Here is a 19,185-nt window from a genome sequence, read left to right on the forward strand (position 1 = left end):
ACGGAGCCTGATGGCTCTTGTCGAGGGGAATCTGATGCCCGAGTATTTTCTTCATAGTATCAATGCGTTGAGCCATGGGCTCCTGGGTTACATCGTTCCTTTCCTGTTCGTCCTGACCATCGTCGTCTTCTTTCACGAGCTCGGCCACTTTCTGGTCGCGCGCTGGGCTGGCGTGAAGGTTCTGACCTTCTCGCTGGGCTTCGGACCGGAGCTTGCCGGCTTCAACGACCGGCATGGCACGCGCTGGAAGATCTCGGCCATCCCGCTCGGCGGTTACGTCAAGTTCTTCGGTGATGACAGCGAGGCATCGACGCCGCAGGCCGAGACGCTCGCCGCCATGACGGCGGAGGAGCGCGAGGGCAGCTTCCATCACAAGTCGGTCGGCAAGCGCACCGCCATCGTTGCGGCGGGCCCGGTCGCGAATTTCATCCTCGGCGCCCTGATTTTCGCAGGCATGGCGCTTTACTACGGCAAGCCGAGCACGATCGCCCGGGTTGACGGCCTGGTGGCCGAGAGCGTCGCGGCGAATGCAGGTTTCAAGGTTGGCGACGTCGTCGTGGAGATCGACGGCAGCGCGATCCAGAGCTTTGCCGACATGCAACGGATCGTAGCGTCGAACGCTGGTTCAGAGCTTGGCTTCAAGGTGAAGCGGGATGGCGCGATTGTTTCGCTCAAGGCGGCGCCGGCGCTGAAGGAGGTCAAGGACCCGTTCGGCAATGCCCACCGAATCGGCGTGCTCGGAATCGAGCACAAGGCTCAGGTCGGCGAGGCATCCAGCGCCCCGGTCGGCGTCTTCGAAGCCCTGAAGATCGGCGTCGAGCAGGTCTGGTACATCATTGCCAGCACCTTCAAGTTCCTGGGGTCGCTGTTCGTCGGGACCGGTAATCCGGGCGAGGTGAGCGGGGTCATCGGAATCGCCAAGCTGTCGGGGCAGGCCGCGAGTGCCGGGTTCCAGTTCGTGGTCAATCTCTGCGCCATCCTGTCGGTCTCGATCGGCCTGCTGAACCTGTTCCCGATCCCGCTTTTGGATGGCGGACACCTCTTGTTCTACAGCGCGGAGGCGCTTCGCGGCCGCCCGTTGTCGGAGCGGACGCAGGAGGTGGGTTTCCGAATCGGGCTGGGTTTGGTTCTGATGTTGATGGTGTTTGCGACCTATAACGACATCCTCAGGATCGCCGGGTCCTGAAGCAGGCTTTTTTGTGGCGTTGCCAATGGGCAACGTCTTGGTACGAAAATGGAAATGTTCTGCTGTAGTAAGTTTGCCCCCTTGGCAAATTTGGTTACAAGCTGAGCGGCAGGTTGGGAATCTGTCGGGTCGTTGGGGAACGATCCGGCATTGCTAAGATAAGGGCGCGTTGCGCATGATGTTTGGAATGCGAGTGAGGGGGGGGCTGTTCGCCGCCTTGGTCATGTTCGCCGTGCCGGTGGCTGCCACCTTGGCGGCCGTAGCTGTGTCTGCGCCTGCGCAAGCGCAGACCGTCGATTCGATCACGGTGGAGGGGAACCGCCGCGTTGAGCTGGAAACCATCCGCTCCTACTTCCATCCCGGACCGGGCGGTCGGCTGGGCCAGGCCCAGATCGACGACGGCCTGAAAGCGCTGATCGAGACCGGCCTGTTTCAGGACGTTCATATCGATCAACGGGGCGGCCGCCTCGTCGTGGTCGTGGTCGAGAACCCGGTGATCGGCCGCGTTGCCTTCGAGGGCAACAAGAAGATCAAGGACGAGCAGCTTACCGCCGAAGTCCAGTCCAAGCCGCGCGGCACCTTCTCGCGCCCGATGGTCCAGTCGGATGCGCTGCGCATCGCTGAAATCTACCGCCGCTCCGGCCGTTACGACGTGCGGGTCAATCCGCAGATCATCGAGCAGCCGAACAACCGCGTCGACCTGATCTTCGAGGTCAATGAAGGCGTGAAGACCGGCGTGCGGTCGATCGAATTCATCGGCAACAATGCCTATTCGGCGTCCCGCCTGCGCGACGTCATCAAGACCCGCGAATCGAACCTGCTGAGCTTCCTCGGCGGCAACGACGTCTACGACCCCGACCGGGTCGAGGCCGACCGCGACCTGCTGCGCCGCTTCTACCTCAAGAACGGCTATGCCGACGTCCAGGTCGTCGCCGCGCTGACCGAATACGATCCCGACAAGAAGGGCTTCCTGGTCACCTTCAAGATCGAAGAGGGCCAGCAGTATCGCGTCGCATCCGTCAACTTCACCTCGTCGATCAATACGCTCGATCCGAACGCGCTGCGCTCCTATTCGCGCGTCAATGTCGGCTCGCTCTACAACGCCGAGGCGCTGGAGAAGTCGGTCGAGGAAATGCAGATCGAGGCGTCCCGCCGCGGCTACGCCTTCGCGGTTGTGCGGCCGCGCGGCGATCGCAATTTCGACAATCACACGGTGTCGATCACCTTCGCGATCGACGAAGGCCCGCGCACCTATATCGAGCGCATCAACATCCGCGGCAACAGCCGCACCCGCGACTACGTGATCCGCCGCGAATTCGACATCTCGGAAGGCGACGCCTACAACCGCGCGCTGGTCGACCGCGCCGAGCGCCGGCTGAAGAACCTCGACTTCTTCAAGACGGTGAAGATCACCACCGAGCCGGGCTCCTCCAGCGATCGCGTCATCCTGATCGTCGATCTCGAGGAGAAGTCGACGGGCGACTTCTCGGTGTCGGGCGGCTATTCGACCACCGACGGCGCGCTGGCCGAAGTCAGCGTCTCCGAGCGCAACCTGCTCGGCCGCGGCCTGTTCGCGAAGGCGTCGGTGACCTACGGCCAGTATGCCCGCGGCTACTCGCTGTCGTTCGTCGAGCCCTATCTGCTCGACTACCGCGTCGCGCTCGGCCTCGACTTCTATCAGCGCCAGCAGCTGTCCAACAGCTACATCGCCTACGGCACCAAGACGCTCGGCTTCAGCCCGCGCCTCGGCTTCAGCCTGCGGGAAGACCTGTCGCTGCAGCTGCGCTACTCGATCTATCAGCAGGAAATCACCCTGCCGTCGACGCTGGCCAACTGTAACATGAACACCAGCAACGGCTTGCTGGCGTTCAACCCGTCGCCGGCCTGGGTGCAGGCGAACGGCGCAGCCGCCGCCAACGCGCTCGGTGCCACCGACGCCTCGGCCAACGGCCTGTGGTGCTACAGCGACGGCGAAGCCTCGCTGCCGGTCCGCAAGGAACTGGCGGCCGGTGCGACCATCACCTCGGCACTGGGCTACACGCTCAACTACAACACGCTCGACAACAACAAGAACCCGACCGACGGCCTGATCATCGATTTCAAGCAGGACTTCGCGGGCGTTGGCGGCGACGTCAGCTACATCAAGAGCGCGATCGACGCGAAGTACTACACCCCGCTGGTCTCCGACATCGTCGGCGTGATCCACGCCCAGGGCGGTATCCTGAACAAGATGGGCAGCACCGAGCTGCGCATGCTGGATCACTTCCAGATGGGTCCGAACCTGGTCCGCGGCTTCGCGCCGAACGGCATCGGTCCGCGCGACATCAATCCCTACGGCACCCAGGATGCCATCGGCGGCACCAAGTACTGGGGCGTGTCGGCGGAATTGCAGATGCCGTTCTGGTTCCTGCCGAAGGAAGTCGGGCTCAAGGGCGCGGTCTATGCCGACGCCGGCGGCCTGTACGACTACCAGGGTCCGACGTCGTGGACGGCGACGGGCGAGGTCAACACGCCCGGCTGTATCAAGCCGACCAACAACCCGCCGTCTCCGGGCACCTGCCTTGGCCTGCAGTATGACGACAGCAAGGTTGTCCGTACCTCGGTCGGTGTCGGTCTGATCTGGCAGTCGCCGTTTGGTCCGCTGCGCTTCGACTACGCGGTGCCGCTGACCAAGGGTGCGTATGACCGCGTGCAAGAATTCCGGTTTGGCGGCGGTACGACGTTCTAATACCGCTGCTCGATCGGACTGCGACGGATGGAATGGCGCAGCCGAGCTTCTTCAAAAGTCCTCCTTCGTCATCGCTGGCTGACATTGCCGCGCTGACGAAGGCGCAACTGGTCGACCCCGAACGGGGCGCGCTTCAGATCAGGGGGCTGGCCTCGCTCGACGAGGCCGGTCCGATGCATCTCGCGTTCTTCGACAATCTCAAATACGCAGACCAGCTGGCCGCGACCAAGGCCGGCGCCTGCCTGGTCAGCCCGCGCTTCGAGGCGCAGGTGCCGAAGGGCACGGCGGTGCTGCGGATTGCCAAGCCGTTCTTCGCGTTCGTCGAACTGACCCGCGATTGGCATGCCGACGCGCTGCGGCCGCAATCCTGGTTCGACACCGAGGGCATCGCCCCGTCGGCGATCATCGATCCCACCGCGCGTCTCGAGGACGGCGTCATCGTCGATCCCTTGGTCGTGATCGGCCCGCGGGTCGAGATCGGCGCGGGCACCATCATCGGTGCCGGCGCGGTGATCGGCGCCGACGTCAAGATCGGCCGCGACTGCAATGTCGGTGCCAAGACCACCATTCAGTTCGCGCTGATCGGCAACAACGTGCTGATCCATCCAGGCTGCAACATCGGCCAGGACGGCTACGGCTTCATCTTCTTCGGGCCGGCCGGGCACGTGAAGGTGCCGCAGACCGGCCGCGTGGTGATCCAGAACAATGTCGAGGTCGGCGCCGCCTCGACCATCGACCGCGGTTCGCTGCGCGACACCGTGATCGGCGAGGGCACCAAAATCGACAATCAGGTCCAGATCGGCCACAATGTGACGATCGGCCGGCACTGCCTGCTCGCGGCCCAGATCGGGCTCGCCGGCAGCCTGACCATCGGCGACAATGTCGCGCTCGGCGCCAAGGTGGGCATCAACAACCACCTCAAGATCGGCGACGGCGCCCAGGTGACGGCGATGAGCGCGGTCAAGGACGACATCCCGCCCAACGGCCGCTGGGGCGGGCATTTCGCCAAGCCGACCAAGCAGTGGTTCAGGGAAATTCTCGCGGTGGAGCGCCTGGTGCGCGACAATGAAGCCAAAGGCAAGGAACAGGAGTGATGGAGGAGGCACCGGTCAAATTCGAGCTCGTGGATATCAACGATATCCTGAAGACGCTCCCGCATCGTTTTCCGATGCTGCTGATCGACCGCGTGATCAAGATCCGCACCGACTACAGCGGCATCGGCATCAAGAACGTCACCTTCAACGAGCCGCCGTTCCAGGGACATTTCCCGGAGCGGCCGGTATATCCCGGCGTGATGATGATCGAGGCGATGGCGCAGACCGCCGGCGTGATCGGCATCAAGTCGGTCGAAGGCACCGCGAAGCCGCGCGCGGTGTACTTCCTCACCATCGACAAGTGCAAGTTCAGGAAGCCGGTGATGCCCGGCGACACCATCGAGTACCACATGCGCTCGCTCGGCCGCCGCAAGACGATGTGGTGGTTTCACGGCGATGCCAAGGTCAACGGCCAGGTCGTCGCCGAAGCCGATGTCGGCGCGATGCTGACGGATTGACTTGACCAGAGCATTTTCGAGCGAAGTGAAAACCGGTTCGCGTAAAGAGAATGCGTTAAAACAAGAATCTAGAGCCCCGCTCCGATTCCATCCGAGCGGGAAAGGCGCTAGCCGTTACGACCTCGCGCAGCCATATCGGCCGTCGGCGCCCGCGATTCGTAACACGCGATTGAGGTAGACGCCCATCGACGGCGCGCTCATCAGTGCGTCGAAGGTCGCGCTGGGGACGCCGCAATAGCGCTGGGTGCTGCCCCTGACCGCGACCAGCAGCGTGCGCTCGCCGGCGCTGTAGCAGACCCGCTGCACCATCGTGCTGCGATTGATGTCGCGGCAGTCGAAGCGCGAAAGATCGACCGTCGTGCTGTTGCCGAGATCGACCGTCTCCGGGCCGATCGGCAGAGAGAACAGGCTGAGGATCAGCGCGGCGGCCCGGACCATGGGATCGGTTGCGACCTTCTCTTGCAACAGGTGGTCATGATACGTCACTGGACAGGGCGGGCAAAGTCGCGCTAACGACCGCCCAATCGACAGCGTAGCGCTTTGGCGCCATTAACGAATTCCGGATCTGAACTGCATGAGCATGATCGACCCCACTGCGCGGATTGCGGATGGAGCTGTGATCGGGGCCGGCACCGAGATCGGTCCGTACTGCATCATCGGCCCCAATGTCGTGCTCGGCGTGAACTGCAAGCTGATCGCGCATGTCACCATCAGCGGCCACACCAAGATCGGCGCCGGCTGCGTCATCTCGCCATTTGCCGCGCTCGGCGGGCCGCCGCAGGATCTCAGCTATCGCGGCGAGCCGACCCGTCTCGAGGTCGGCGAGGCCTGCACGATCCGCGAGGGCGTGACGATGAATGTCGGCACGATCAAGGGCGGCGGGCTCACCCGCGTCGGCGACCGCGGCTTCTTCATGAACAACAGCCATGTCGGCCATGACTGCACGGTCGGCAACAACGCGATCTTCGCGACCTCGGCGACGCTCGGCGGCCACTGCGAGATCGGCGACTTCGTCTATATCGGCGGCTTGTCGGCGGTGCACCAGTTCACCCGCGTTGGTTCGCAGGTGATGATCGGCGGTGTCTGCGGCGTGCGCGGCGACATCATTCCGTTCGGATTGGCCAACGGTCAGTACGCGGCGCTCGAAGGCCTCAACATCATCGGCATGCGACGGCGCCAGTTCACCAAGGCGCGGCTGGCCACGGTGCGCGCGTTCTATCAAAAACTGTTCCACGGCCCCGGCGTCTTCGCCGAGCGGCTGGCCGCGGTGCAGCCGCTCGCGAGCGAGGATTCCGCGATCGCGGAAATCCTCACCTTCATCGAGGGTGGCAAGCACCGGCCGCTCTGTCTTCCCGCCGATAGCAAATGAGCAGGGGATGGCCGCCAGCATGACGTCCGCGGCTCCCTCGCTTTCCTCGCCGGTCGGCGTGATTGCCGGCGGCGGCGCCATGCCGTTCGCGGTTGCCGATCAGCTCGCCGCACGCGGCATCACGCCGGTGCTGTTCGCGCTGCGCGGCGCCTGCGATCCGGCGCGCTTGCAGAAGTTTCGCCACCGCTGGATCTCGGTCGGCCAGCTCGGGCGGGCGACCCGGCTGTTCCGCGACGAAGGCTGCCGCGACCTGATCTTCATCGGCACCCTGGTGCGTCCCGCGCTGTCGGAGATCCGGCTCGACTGGGGCACGCTGCGCCTGCTCGGCCACGTCGTGCGCGCCTTTCGCGGCGGCGACGATCATTTGCTGTCGAGCGTCGGGCGCATCCTCGAGCAGCAGGGCTTTCGCATGGTCGGCATCAAGGACGTCGCGCCCGATCTCCTGATGCGCGGAGGGCGCCGTGACGCGGATGACGCCGGACAGCGCCGCGCTCGCCGATATCGGGCGCGGCCGCGGCGTGCTCGACGCGCTCGGCCCGTTCGACATCGGCCAGGCGGCCGTGGTGATCGACGGCCATGTGGTTGCGGTCGAGGACATCGAAGGCACCGACGGCTTGCTCGCGCGCGTGGCCCGGCTGCGCGCCGAGGGACGTATCCGCGCCAAGGCCGGCCGCGGCGTGCTGGTGAAGGCGCCGAAGAGCAAGCAGGATCTGCGCTTCGATCTGCCGACGATCGGTCCGCGCACGGTCGAGGGCGCCGCGGCGGCCGGCATCGCGGGGATCGCGGTGATCGCCGGCAACACGCTTGCGGCCGAGCCGCAGGCGCTGATCGAGACTGCCGACGCCAAAGGTCTGTTTGTCATCGGGCTGGCCGGCTGATGCAGGCGCCTCGTCCCACCACCAGCCGCAAGGTCTTCCTCATCGCGACCGAGGAATCCGGTGATCGCCTCGGCGCGGCGCTGATGAAGGTGCTGCGCGAACGTCTCGGCGACGCCGTGACGTTTTCCGGCGTCGGCGGCCGCGCGATGACCGGCGAGGGCATCACGCCGCTGTTTCCGATCGAGGAGCTCTCGATCATGGGCTTTGCCGCCGTCGTGAAGCAATTGCCGAAGATCCTGCGGTTGATCCGCCGCACCGCCGATGCCGTGCTCGCCGACGCGCCTGACATGCTGGTCATCATCGACAGCCCCGACTTCACCCATCGCGTCGCCCGTCGCGTTCGCGTGCGCAATCCGGACATTCCGATCGTCGACTACGTGTCGCCATCGGTGTGGGCCTGGCGGCCGGGCAGGGCACGCGCGATGCGAACCTATGTCGATCACGTGCTGGCGCTATTGCCGTTCGAGCCGGAGGAATACCGCAAGCTGCAAGGACCGCCGTGCAGCTATGTCGGTCATCCCCTGACCGAGCAGCTTGCGGCGCTGCGGCCGAACGAGGAGGAGCAGAAGCGGCGCGACGCGCAACCGCCGGTCCTGCTGGTTCTGCCGGGCAGCCGGCGCAGCGAGATCCGGCATCATCTCGCGCTGTTCGGCGCGGCACTCGGCCGGCTCAGCACACAGACGCCGTTCGAGCTCGTGCTGCCCACCATGCCGCATCTCGAGGCGATGGTGCGCGAAGGCACCGCGTCATGGCCGGTGGTGCCGCGGCTTGCGATCGGCGAGACCGAGAAGCGCGCCGCGTTCCGCACAGCCCGGGCGGCGCTCGCGAAGTCGGGCACGGTGACGCTGGAACTCGCGCTGTCGGGCATTCCGATGGTGACGGCCTATCGCGTCGGCGCCGCCGAGGCGTTCATCCTGCGCCGCGCCATCCGGGTGTCGTCGGTGATCCTCGCCAATCTCGTGATCGGCAGCGACATCATCCCCGAGTTCCTGCAGGAGAACTGCACGCCGGACAAGCTCGCGGCGGCACTGGGCGACGTGCTCAAGGATTCGCCCGATCGGCTGCGGCAGCTCGTGGCATTCGCGACGATGGACGGCAAGATGTCGACCGGCGACCAGCCGCCCAGCGTCCGCGCCGCCGACATCGTGCTGGCCGAGATGGACCGGCGTTCGAGTTAGCCAATCGATGACCTCGTCCGCGGCGACATCCTGCCGCAACGGTTTCGCTTGCGCTGGAATTTTAGATAACGCTAATATTAGCTATGTTTAATATTACGGGAGAGCCCGCCATGAAGATCGATCCGGTTGCCTATGTCGGAGCCGTCGTTCGCGACGTCGCCGTCCGGGAACGCGATGGCAAACCCGCGCGGGCGGTGATTGCGACCCGGAGCTACGACACCGACATCGCCGATCTCTGGGATGCGCTGACCAATCCCGAGCGCATTCCGCGCTGGTTCCTGCCGATCTCGGGAGATCTGAGGTTGGGCGGCCGCTACCAGTTCCAGGGGCAGGCAGGCGGCGAGATCACGACCTGCGAACCGCCGCGCAGGCTTGCGGTGACCTGGGAGGCGATGGGCACGATCAGCTGGGTCACCGTGACCCTGACTGACGACAATGCCGGCGGCACGCGGCTCGAGCTGGAGCATCTCTCGCTGATCGAGGGCGACTTCTGGGATCGCTATGGGCCCGGCGCCGTCGGCGTCGGCTGGGACCTCGCCCTGATGGGGCTCGCGCTCTACATTGCCGCAGGCCCTGGCGGGCAGTTCGATCGCGCGGCCGCGGCGGCGTGGCCCGGCTCGGAGGAGGGCAAGGACTTCATTCGCCGCAGCAGCGCGGACTGGTGCAGCGCCTCGATCAAGGCGGGCACGGACGAGGCGGCGGCGCGCAGGGCCGGGGCCAACACGACAGCGTTCTACTGCGGCGAGCCCGAGCCGGGCGGCGGGGGCTAGCGGCCCATGCACGCTTTCGACATTCTCGGCGACCCCGTCCGCCGGCGCATCCTGGAGTTGCTGGCGACCGGTGAGCACAGTTCGGGCGAGGTCGTCGTGGTCGTGCAGCGCGAGTTCGGCATCACGCAGTCGGCGGTCTCGCAGCAGCTGCGGATCTTGCGGGACGCCGGCTTTGCGTCGGTGCGCGCCGACGGTACCCGCCGCATCTATGCGGTGGAGCCGGGGCGGCTGCGCGAGGTCGACGACTGGCTCGACCGGTTCAGGGCGTTCTGGCTGCCGCGCCTCGACGCGCTCGCAACCGAGGTTGCGCGCGGCAAACGAAAACGGCGCCATCGGGAATGACGGCGCCGTCTCGGTATTCCCAGTGATGCAGCTTAGTTGCGCTTGTCGATCGGCACATAGTCGCGGCGCGCGACGCCAGTGTAGAGCTGGCGCGGACGGCCGATCTTCTGCTGCGGATCCTCGATCATCTCGCTCCACTGGCTGATCCAGCCGACGGTGCGGGCGACCGCGAACAGCACGGTGAACATCGAGGTCGGGAAGCCCATCGCCTTCAGCGTGATGCCCGAATAGAAGTCGACGTTCGGATACAGCTTGCGATCGATGAAGTAGGGATCGCTGAGCGCGATCTTCTCGAGCTCCAGCGCAACCTTGAGCATCGGATCGTCGCCGTGGCCGGTCTCCTTCAGCACCGCGTGACACATCTTCTGCATAATCTTGGCGCGCGGATCGTAGTTCTTGTAGACCCGGTGACCGAAGCCCATCAGGCGGACTTCGCTGTTCTTGTCCTTCACCTTGGCGATGAAGTCGGGGATCTTGTCGACCGTGCCGATGTCGGCCAGCATTGCCAGTGCGGCCTCGTTGGCGCCACCATGGGCCGGTCCCCACAGGCAGGCGATGCCGGCCGCGATGCAGGCGAACGGGTTGGCGCCCGAGGAGCCGGCGATACGCACCGTCGAAGTCGAGGCATTCTGCTCGTGGTCGGCGTGCAGGATGAAGATCTTGTCCAGCGCGTCGGCGAGAACGGGATTGATCTTGTAGTCTTCGCAGGGCACCGCGAAGCACATGTTGAGGAAGTTCTCGGCGAACGAGAGCGAGTTCTTCGGATACACAAAGGGCTGGCCGACCGTGTACTTGTAGGCCATCGCAGCCAAGGTCGGGATCTTCGCGATCATGCGGATCGAAGCGATCTCGCGCTGCTTCGGATCGTTGATGTCGGTGGAGTCGTGATAGAACGCAGCCAGCGCGCCGACCGCGGCAACCATGATTGCCATCGGATGCGCGTCACGGCGGAAGCCCTGGAAGAAGCGGGCCATTTGCTCATGCACCATGGTGTGGTGCGTGACCATGTAGTCGAACTCCTTCTTCTGCGCCGGGGTCGGAAGCTGCCCGCGGAGAAGGAGGTAGCAGGTCTCCAGGAAATCGCCATGCTCGGCGAGCTGCTCGATCGGATAGCCGCGGTATTCGAGGATACCGGCGTCGCCGTCGATATAGGTGATCTTCGACTGGCAGCTGCCGGTCGAGGTGAAGCCGGGGTCGTAGGTGAACACCCCGGCCTGGCCGTAGAGCTTGCCGATGTCGATGACATCAGGCCCAACCGTGCCGCTCAGGATCGGGAAATCGTAGTTCTTGTTGCCGATGGTGAGTGTGGCTGTCTTGCTGGATTTTGCGTCCATCGCGATATCCCCGATGAATTCGTTGCGAAAACCGACCTTGCCCAGTCGCTAAATTGCGGCCCATGGCGGGGCGGAACGGCTTGTTGAGAAGGCGTCCGGGGATGGGTAGCTCATTGCAATGTGCGCTGCAAGATGGACCCTGGAGGGGGTCCATGCAGGATCACGCCGCCTGATCGGCGAGGCGGGCGAGGCACTCCTGGCGTCCCAGGACGGCCAGCACGTCGAAGATGCCCGGCGACGTTGTGCGTCCGGTCAGCGCCACGCGCAGCGGCTGGGCGACGGCGCCGAGTTTGAGATTGTTCTGTTCGGCGAAATTCCGCATGGCGGTCTCGGTGCTTTCCGCCGTCCAGTCGTTGACGGCTTCCAGCGCAGTTCGCAGGCGGCCGATCAGCGCGCGCGTGTCCGGCGTGAGCAGCGCCGCCGCTTTCGGATCGAGCTCAAGCGGCCGATCGGCGAAGATGAAGTAGGCGCCCGCGATCAGCTCGATCAGCGTCTTGGCGCGCTCCTTCAGGCTCGGCATCGCCCGCAGCAATTGCGCACGGGTCGTATCGTTGAGCTTGGCCCTCAGCGCGGCACCTTCAGGAACATAATCCAGCACGCGCTCGAACTGGGTCACGAGGGATTGATCGTCGCTCTGCCGGATGTAGTGCCCGTTGAGGTTCTCCAGCTTGGCGAAATCGAACCGCGCCGCCGAGCGGCCGATGCCCGAGAGGTCGAACGCGTCAATCATCTCCTGGGTCGAGAAGATCTCCTGGTCGCCATGGCTCCAGCCGAGCCGGACGAGGTAGTTGCGCAAGGCGGCCGGCAAATAGCCCAGCGCGCGGTAGGCGTCGACGCCGAGCGCGCCGTGCCGCTTCGACAGTTTCGAGCCGTCGGGGCCGTGGATCAGCGGGATGTGGGACATGCTCGGCAACTCCCACTCCATCGCGTCGTAGATCTGCTTCTGGCGCGCGGCGTTGATCAGGTGGTCGTCGCCGCGGATGATGTGAGTGACGCCCATGTCGTGGTCGTCGACCACGACCGCGAGCATGTAGGTCGGGGTGCCGTCGCCGCGCAGCAGGACGAGGTCGTCGAGGTTCTCGTTCTGCCAGACCACGCGGCCCTGGACTTGGTCCTCGATCACGGTCTCGCCGGTCTGCGGCGCCTTGAGGCGGATGGTCGGCTTGACGTCGGACGGCGCGGTCGCCGGATCTCGGTCGCGCCACATGCCATCATAGAGACGGGTGCGGCCCGCGGCGCGCGCCTTTTCGCGCATCGCGGCCAGTTCCTCCGGCGTGGCGTAGCAGTAATAGGCCCGCCCGGCAGCGAGCAGGCCCTCGGCGACCTCGCGATGGCGGGCGGCGCGGCTGAACTGGTAGATGACGTCGCCGTCCCAGTCGAGCTCCAGCCATTTCAGGCCGTCCAGGATGGCGTCGATCGCCTCCTTGGTCGAGCGTTCGCGGTCGGTGTCCTCGATCCGGAGCAGCATCTTGCCGCCGAGCTTCCTGGCATAGAGCCAGTTGAACAGCGCGGTGCGGGCACCTCCGATATGGAGGAAGCCGGTCGGTGAGGGGGCGAAGCGGGTAACGACGGGATTGGTCATGATCGAACGAGACGTATGCTGGGAACGGCGGTGGTGTATAGCAGGAACCGGACATAACTAAAGCCTCGGTTGGCCTTTTGCCCGCCAAACCAGACCTGAAACCAGCTTCAAACCAGGCTTGGCCGGAGGGCACGAATTTGGCAGAAGGTTGAACTGACTCCTCCAGGGAACCCTTTGATGACGACTGACACGACGGCAGAGGCAGGGCGCGACTTCATCCGCGACATCGTCCAGGCCGATCTCTCCTCCCACAGGCACAACCGGATCGTGACCCGCTTCCCGCCGGAGCCGAACGGCTACCTGCATATCGGCCACGCCAAGTCGATCGCCTTGAATTTCGGCATCGCGCAGGAGTTCGGCGGCCAGTGCAATTTGCGCTTCGACGACACCAATCCGACCAAGGAGGAGCAGGAATACATCGACTCCATCCAGGCCGACGTCCATTGGCTCGGCTACGATTGGGGCACCAACCTCTTCTTCGCGTCGGATTATTTCGACCGTCTGTATGATTGGGCCGAAGGCCTGATCAAGGCCGGCTATGCCTATGTCGACGATCAGTCGCAGGAGGAGATCCGCACGTCGCGCGGCACCCTGACCGAGCCGGGCAAGAACTCGCCGTTCCGCGACCGCTCGGTCGAGGAGAACCTCGACCTGTTCCGCCGCATGAAGGCCGGAGAGTTTCCCAACGGCGCCCGCGTGCTGCGCGCCAAGATCGACATGGCGGCCGGCAACATCAACCTGCGCGATCCCGTGCTGTACCGCATCCTGCACGCCCACCATCCGCGCACCGGCGACAAATGGTCGATCTATCCGAGCTACGACTACGCCCACGGCCAGTCGGACGCGATCGAAGGCATCACCCATTCGATCTGTACGCTGGAGTTCGAGGATCACCGTCCGCTCTATGAGTGGCTGCTCGACAAGCTGCCGGTGCCCTCGAAGCCGCGCCAGTACGAAATGGCACGGCTGAACCTGACCTACACGCTGCTGTCCAAGCGTGTGCTGACCCAGCTGGTCCGTGACGGCCACGTCTCGGGCTGGGACGATCCGCGGATGCCGACCGTCGCCGGTCTCAAGCGCCGCGGCGTGCCGCCGGCCGCGGTGCGCGAATTCATCAAGCGCATCGGCGTCGCCAAGGCCAACAGCGTGGTCGATGTCGGCATGCTCGAATTCTGCATCCGCGAGGAGCTGAACCGCACATCGCTGCGTCGCATGGCGGTGCTGCGACCGCTCAAGGTTGTGATCGAGAACTATCCGGAAGGGCAGGTCGAGGAGATCGAGGCGATCAACCATCCCGACAATCCGGACGCCGGCACGCGCAGAATCGCATTCGGCCGCGAGCTCTATATCGAGCGCGACGACTTCATGGAGAATCCGCCGAAGAAGTTCTTCCGTTTGTCACCCGGCAATGAGGTGCGGCTGCGTTACGCCTACTTCATCAGGTGCACCGGCGTGATCAAGAACGACGCCGGCGAGATCGTCGAGCTGCGCGCGACGTATGATCCCGCGACCAAGGGCGGCAACGCGCCGGACGGCCGCAAGGTCAAGGCGACCATGCACTGGTTGCCGGCGGCGCAGTCGAAGCCGGCGGAGATCCGGATCTACAATCAGCTGTTCGCCAATCCGAGCCCGAACGCCGCCGATTTCGTCGCCGACCTCAATCCGCAGTCGCTGGAAGTGCTCAGCGATGCGCGGGTCGAGCCTGCGATCGCCGAGAGCAATTCGCCCGAGGTGATGCAGTTCGAGCGGCAGGGCTATTTCGTGCGCGACGCGGATTCGACGCCGGACAGGCTCGTGTTCAATCGCACCATCGGGCTGCGCGACACCTTCGCCAAGGAAGTCGGCGGCAACAAGGGTTAGACAAGGGCTAGAACAGTCCGGCAAGGACAGCTGACGGGGCGATCGATGCCAAGTGAAAGCGACGACATCGCCTCCGCCATAGTCGCGAAATGGTCCGCGGGATTCAGCAAGCTCGACGCGGAGGCGCTTGCCGCGCTGTACTCGCAGCACGCGTTCTTCTTCGGCTCGAACCCGACGCTGTATCGCGGCCGCGACGACGTCAAAGCCTATTTCGACGGCCTGCCGCGCTGGCAGGCGCCGCGCGTTCGCTTCAGCGAGGTCAGGACCGAGCGGGTGAATACCGATCTCGTCAACATGGCGGGCATCGCGTCGTTCTTTCTCGACGGCGATGCGCCTTCGCTCGCCGTCAAGATCACCTGGGTGATCGCGCGCGAGGACGGCGGCTGGAAGATCGCCTGCCATCACGTCTCGTCACAGACGCCGTTGATCTAGCGCACCTCAGCGCGTCCCCTGTCCCCGGAGATCACAGCCTTCGGTTGCGTGTTTCGGTTCCGTTCCGCTAGTCGGGTGACTGCGGCATCCGCTAGCCTGCTGCCCGGCAGGGATCGCGAGCGGAATGGCGGAGCAGGGCACGACGCCGGGCGGCAAACGCGGCTACGCGGGGACGTGGCCGCCGCGGGCGGCTGCGCCGGTTGGCAGCTATCTTCCGGTACGTGCCAGTATCTGGCGGCCTTACGTCGAGACCTTGCGGCAATGGGCGCGCGCGGAAGCCGGCGCCGGACGGCTGTTGCCGTGGGTGCCGGTGGCGTTCGGCACCGGCATTGCGTTCTACTTCGCGGCAGAGCACGAGCCGGTGCTGCCGGTCGCGGCGAGCGTCGCGATCGCGCTCTGCCTGCTGGCGCTGCTGCTGCGGCGGCGCAGCGTGTTTCCCGCCGTCGTGATACTTGCTGCGGTCGCTGCGGGCTTTGCGATGGCGACATGGAAGACGGCGCGGATCGCCCACGGCGTGCTGGCGCGTCCGATATATTCCGTAGCGCTGACCGGCTTCGTCGAGACGCGCGATATCCGCGAGAAGACCGACCGCTTCGTGCTGCGCGTCGTATCGATGGAGAGCCAGCGCGAGGTGCCAAAACTCGAGCGCGTCAGGCTCTCGGTGAAGAAGGGCACCGCGCCCGACGTCGGCAGCTTCGTGGAATTGAAGGCGCGGCTGATGCCGCCGCTCGGGCCGCAACGTCCGGGCTCCTATGATTTCGGCCGCGACCTGTATTTCCAGGGCATCGGCGCCTCCGGCTTCGCGATGGGCGCGGTCAAGACCAGGGAGCCGCCGGCCGCCGGCGGCCTCGCGCTGCGCTATGCCGCCTTCATGCAGTGGCTGCGCGATGCCATCGACGCGCGGATCCGCACGACGCTCGACGGCGATCAGCGCGCGATCGCGACCGCCCTGCTGACCGGCCGGCGCGACGCGATCACGACGCCGGTCAACGATGCGATGTTCATCTCGGGGCTCGGCCATGTGCTGTCGATCTCCGGCTACCACATGGCCGTGGTCGCGGGCGTGGTGTTTTTCACGATCCGCGCGCTGCTGGCGCTGTTTCCGGCGCTGACGGCGGGATACCCGATCAAGAAATGGGCGGCGGCGGCTGCGCTCGTCGCCGCGGCGTTCTATCTGCTGCTGTCGGGAGCCGAGGTCGCGACCCAGCGATCGTTCTTCATGACGGCGGTGGTGCTGATCGCGGTGATGGTCGACCGCCGCGCCATCACCTTCCGCACGCTGGCGGTGGCGGCGCTGATCGTGCTCGCGATTGCGCCGGAGGCGCTGGTGCATCCGAGCTTCCAGAACTGGAATGCGTAAGCGGCGCAGGCCGTGTTTTTACCTGTAAACCCATTGAATTGTTTGAGTTTTGCGGGCCGACCGGAATAGGGCTCCGCGAACAAAAACAGGCCGAAAGACAGCAAAAATCAGGGTCTGACGGCGCAAAGTCCCGGAAAAAGTCCCGGAGCGTGTTCTTGGCTTGTTCCGTGGTGGCGTTGTCATGAATGAGCATTTTCAAACAGGATCAAAAAAGCCCGGCCGCGGCATGGCGAAGGCCTCGCTCGATCTGATTGCGCAGATGCGCGACATCGCCGAGGAGGCTCAGCCGATCACCGGACGCGGCATCGGTTACAAGCTGTTCACGCGCGGGCTTATCACGTCCATGTCCACCAACGAGATGCAGAAGGTTTACCGTCTGCTGCGGATTGCGCGCGAGCAAGGTCTCATCCCATGGGAATGGATCGTCGACGAGACCCGAGAACTCGAGCGGGTATCGACGTGGAAAGATCCCGCAGCATACGCTCGCACCGTTGCCCGGTCCTATCGCCGCGACTTCTGGGATCAGCAGCCCTGCCGCGTTGAAGTCTGGTCTGAGAAAGGCACGATCCGGGGCGTCCTAAAACCCGTGCTCGACCATTACGCGGTTGGATTTCGTGTCATGCACGGGTTTGGCAGCGCGACCGCGGTCTATGATATCGCCGGCGACGATGACGGGCGTCCCATGGTGGCGCTCTACGTTGGGGACCGCGATCCGAGCGGCCTGTTCATGTCCGAGCACGATCTGCCGCAGCGACTCGCTGAGTACGGCGGCAGTCACATCGACCTCAGGCGGATTGCGTTAACGGCGAACCAGGTGATCGGCCTGCCGTCGTTCCCGGTCTCGGACAAGCGCAAGGACCCCCGCTATCGATGGTTCGCCGAACGATACGGTCAGCGGTGTTGGGAACTCGACGCGATGGATCCGCGTGATCTCCGCGACTGTGTCGAGGCAGCAGTCAGGGGGCTAATCGAGCCCGTTGCGTGGGCACGTTGCGAAACAGTCAACGCCGCTGAGCTGGAGTCCCTGCAAACGATCCTATCGGGCTGGAGGGCCGGCCCATGAGCAGGAATCGCAAATCATCGGGTGACGATATTCAAGGTCGCCGTTTCGTAACGGTGTTCCATGAGGCGGCGCTGGGCTGCTTTCGATACGGACGTCGCCAGAGCCCCGGATGCCCTCGCGACCGCGACGCCTTGCTGCCGCCGTCGCACTTGGGCGCCGCCGCCGCGGATGGCCCGTAAACGAAGCCACAAGCACCACCCACAACATTGCAAGGCAACGCTCGGCGATCCCGAGAAACTCGAAACGGTGGCCATCATGGAAAATCGCAAACTGCTTCGCCGACGTCAGGCGTCAGACTACCTGCTAGACAATTTCGGAATTGCCCGCAGTGTGCAAACGCTCGCGCGGTACGCATCATGTGGAGTTGGACCGGACGTCATCCATGTAGGAAGGATTCCGTTCTACAGGGCCTCTGATTTGGACCGATGGGTTGAGTCACTCATCGCTGCGTCGCCGCGGTCACAAACGCCTCCCACCACCACACACCATAGTGCACATGTCTGATCGATGGCAGGGCGTCTCCGCTCGGAGGAGCGCTGTGTCTTCCGAGTTGTACTTCAAAAACAAAAGCGCCCCCGGGTGACGAAGCCGGAGGCGCCTTGAAACTCTCACTACTCTCTTTCGGCCACCACCTAGGGAGAGCATCGCAACCACATCTCGACAGGGATCGAAATATGAATGTGCTATCTTTGGCAGAAGCCGTTTCAGAACGCAAGGAAAATCTAACCTCCCACAAAGCAACCAGGGCGGAAACGCGCGCGGCAATCGATGCGGCGATAGCGACCGATCCAACGCGCAGCGCTCGGTCCATCGCAGAAGAAATTGGCTGCGACCATAAGACCGTCAGGGCGCGCCGTGGGGAAATTCAAAATTCCCCAGTGGGGAAGTTGAAGCGCGGAAATTCCCCAGCCGCCGAGGTGCCAGCCGCTGGCGCTCGAGATGACTTCGATTGGTCTGTCGACGGGGCGATGGTGCTCCGGGAGCAATTAGCCACTGCAATCTACTTCAACGACAGCGGCGATCTCGTAATTCGACAGAGGCAATGGCCGGGCGAGGACAACTTGATCTTCGTTGCCCCCAACTGCCAGCAAGAATTCATCGACAAGCTCACCGATGCGCTGGGTATACCCAGCTTTGGCGGGCCCACGCGCTGATACGAACCACCACGTTCGATCGGCCGTGGCACGTGATTGCGGGTCTGCTCGGAGGCTCCCGCCGCAAATCAAACGAACCACAGCCGATCGTCGCGAGAATAGCGACAGGTCGAGATCGGCCATGATCCTGTCGCCGGCAACGTGAGGCCAAACCTCGCATCCGCAGATGAATGACCGCAGGGCACCGCACCTCGAAGCGGTGAGTGACGCCGGTGTGCTCGACGATCGTTTGATCGAACCGGAATCAAAACACGCGGGTTCAGGTGTCCCCATTCCTTCCCGCGGCCTTCAGGCGCCCGGTAACCCCGGGAACGGTTGCAAGGCAAGTCGCTCCGTCAGCGGGATGACAACCCGCCCCGGGCGTCTTGCGAGACGAGCCGAAAAAATCGTCTCAAGC

The 19,185-nt window shown here is 64.5% G+C and carries 15 protein-coding genes and 2 pseudogenes; 14 read left to right on the forward strand and 3 right to left on the reverse strand.

Annotation, left to right across the window (positions count from 1 at the left end):
* Window positions 1-34 precede the first annotated feature (34 nt).
* From rseP to fabZ, 4 genes are all read left to right on the forward strand, one after another.
* Complete coding sequence (gene rseP, locus ACVINW_RS29865) at window positions 35-1,186, forward strand: RIP metalloprotease RseP (protein WP_456754575.1); 1,152 nt, start codon at window positions 35-37, stop codon at window positions 1,184-1,186.
* Window positions 1,187-1,361: 175 nt separating this feature from the next.
* Window positions 1,362-3,914 (forward strand): outer membrane protein assembly factor BamA, encoded by a 2,553-nt coding sequence (gene bamA / locus ACVINW_RS29870; RefSeq protein ID WP_456754576.1) that lies wholly within the window; start codon window positions 1,362-1,364, stop codon window positions 3,912-3,914.
* Between the two features lie 32 nt (window positions 3,915-3,946).
* On the forward strand, window positions 3,947-5,008 hold the full coding sequence (gene lpxD, locus ACVINW_RS29875; RefSeq protein ID WP_456754577.1) for a UDP-3-O-(3-hydroxymyristoyl)glucosamine N-acyltransferase: 1,062 nt from the start codon (window positions 3,947-3,949) through the stop codon (window positions 5,006-5,008).
* Window positions 5,008-5,466 (forward strand): 3-hydroxyacyl-ACP dehydratase FabZ, encoded by a 459-nt coding sequence (gene fabZ, locus ACVINW_RS29880; protein WP_456754578.1) that lies wholly within the window; start codon window positions 5,008-5,010, stop codon window positions 5,464-5,466. The genes lpxD and fabZ overlap by 1 nt, the downstream gene beginning before the upstream one ends.
* Window positions 5,467-5,580: 114 nt before the next feature.
* Here fabZ and ACVINW_RS29885 read toward each other — a convergent pair whose 3' ends face one another.
* Window positions 5,581-5,931 carry a KTSC domain-containing protein gene (locus tag ACVINW_RS29885; protein ID WP_456754579.1) on the reverse strand — a complete coding sequence of 117 codons (351 nt, stop codon included), beginning with the start codon at window positions 5,929-5,931 and terminating at the stop codon, window positions 5,581-5,583.
* A 109-nt stretch (window positions 5,932-6,040) separates the two neighbouring features.
* Between ACVINW_RS29885 and lpxA the strand changes: the two genes are divergently transcribed.
* The 5 genes and pseudogenes from lpxA to ACVINW_RS29910 all read left to right on the forward strand — a co-directional run bounded on the left by lpxA (window position 6,041) and on the right by ACVINW_RS29910 (window position 10,003).
* Window positions 6,041-6,835: an acyl-ACP--UDP-N-acetylglucosamine O-acyltransferase gene (gene lpxA, locus ACVINW_RS29890; RefSeq protein ID WP_456754580.1), complete on the forward strand. Its 795-nt coding sequence runs from the start codon at window positions 6,041-6,043 to the stop codon at window positions 6,833-6,835.
* Between the two features lie 19 nt (window positions 6,836-6,854).
* Window positions 6,855-7,713 (forward strand): annotated as a pseudogene (locus ACVINW_RS29895) (LpxI family protein).
* The gene (gene lpxB, locus ACVINW_RS29900) at window positions 7,713-8,891 is read left to right on the forward strand and encodes a lipid-A-disaccharide synthase (RefSeq protein ID WP_456754581.1); all 1,179 of its coding nucleotides are present in this window, start codon (window positions 7,713-7,715) and stop codon (window positions 8,889-8,891) included. Before ACVINW_RS29895 ends, lpxB begins: the two are co-directional and overlap by 1 nt.
* A 110-nt stretch (window positions 8,892-9,001) precedes the next feature.
* Window positions 9,002-9,661: an SRPBCC family protein gene (locus tag ACVINW_RS29905; RefSeq protein ID WP_456754582.1), complete on the forward strand. Its 660-nt coding sequence runs from the start codon at window positions 9,002-9,004 to the stop codon at window positions 9,659-9,661.
* 6 nt (window positions 9,662-9,667) lie between these two features.
* Window positions 9,668-10,003: an ArsR/SmtB family transcription factor gene (locus tag ACVINW_RS29910; protein WP_456754583.1), complete on the forward strand. Its 336-nt coding sequence runs from the start codon at window positions 9,668-9,670 to the stop codon at window positions 10,001-10,003.
* A 32-nt stretch (window positions 10,004-10,035) separates the two neighbouring features.
* On the opposite strand, the gene gltA is transcribed toward ACVINW_RS29910, so the two are convergent.
* On the reverse strand, window positions 10,036-11,337 hold the full coding sequence (gltA, locus tag ACVINW_RS29915) for a citrate synthase (RefSeq protein WP_456754584.1): 1,302 nt from the start codon (window positions 11,335-11,337) through the stop codon (window positions 10,036-10,038).
* 160 nt (window positions 11,338-11,497) lie between these two features.
* Window positions 11,498-12,919 carry a glutamate--tRNA ligase gene (gltX, locus tag ACVINW_RS29920; protein WP_456754585.1) on the reverse strand — a complete coding sequence of 474 codons (1,422 nt, stop codon included), beginning with the start codon at window positions 12,917-12,919 and terminating at the stop codon, window positions 11,498-11,500.
* A gap of 177 nt (window positions 12,920-13,096) precedes the next feature.
* Here gltX and ACVINW_RS29925 point away from each other — a divergent pair, with 177 nt between their 5' ends.
* The 5 genes and pseudogenes from ACVINW_RS29925 to ACVINW_RS29945 all read left to right on the forward strand — a co-directional run bounded on the left by ACVINW_RS29925 (window position 13,097) and on the right by ACVINW_RS29945 (window position 18,788).
* The gene (locus ACVINW_RS29925) at window positions 13,097-14,779 is read left to right on the forward strand and encodes a glutamine--tRNA ligase/YqeY domain fusion protein (protein WP_456754586.1); all 1,683 of its coding nucleotides are present in this window, start codon (window positions 13,097-13,099) and stop codon (window positions 14,777-14,779) included.
* Window positions 14,780-14,824: 45 nt separating this feature from the next.
* Window positions 14,825-15,211, forward strand: coding sequence for a YybH family protein (locus ACVINW_RS29930; protein WP_456754587.1), 387 nt, complete (start codon window positions 14,825-14,827; stop codon window positions 15,209-15,211).
* A gap of 124 nt (window positions 15,212-15,335) precedes the next feature.
* Window positions 15,336-16,556, forward strand: a pseudogene (locus ACVINW_RS29935) (ComEC/Rec2 family competence protein); the annotation flags it as partial.
* A 196-nt stretch (window positions 16,557-16,752) separates the two neighbouring features.
* A complete protein-coding gene (locus ACVINW_RS29940) occupies window positions 16,753-17,634 on the forward strand; it encodes a hypothetical protein (protein ID WP_456754588.1) in 882 nt (293 codons plus the stop codon).
* A 674-nt stretch (window positions 17,635-18,308) separates the two neighbouring features.
* Window positions 18,309-18,788, forward strand: a complete 480-nt coding sequence (locus tag ACVINW_RS29945; protein ID WP_456754589.1) for a hypothetical protein — start codon at window positions 18,309-18,311, stop codon at window positions 18,786-18,788.
* The last annotated feature ends 397 nt before the right edge of the window (window positions 18,789-19,185 follow it).

Source organism: Bradyrhizobium sp. USDA 4461 (assembly GCF_054055655.1).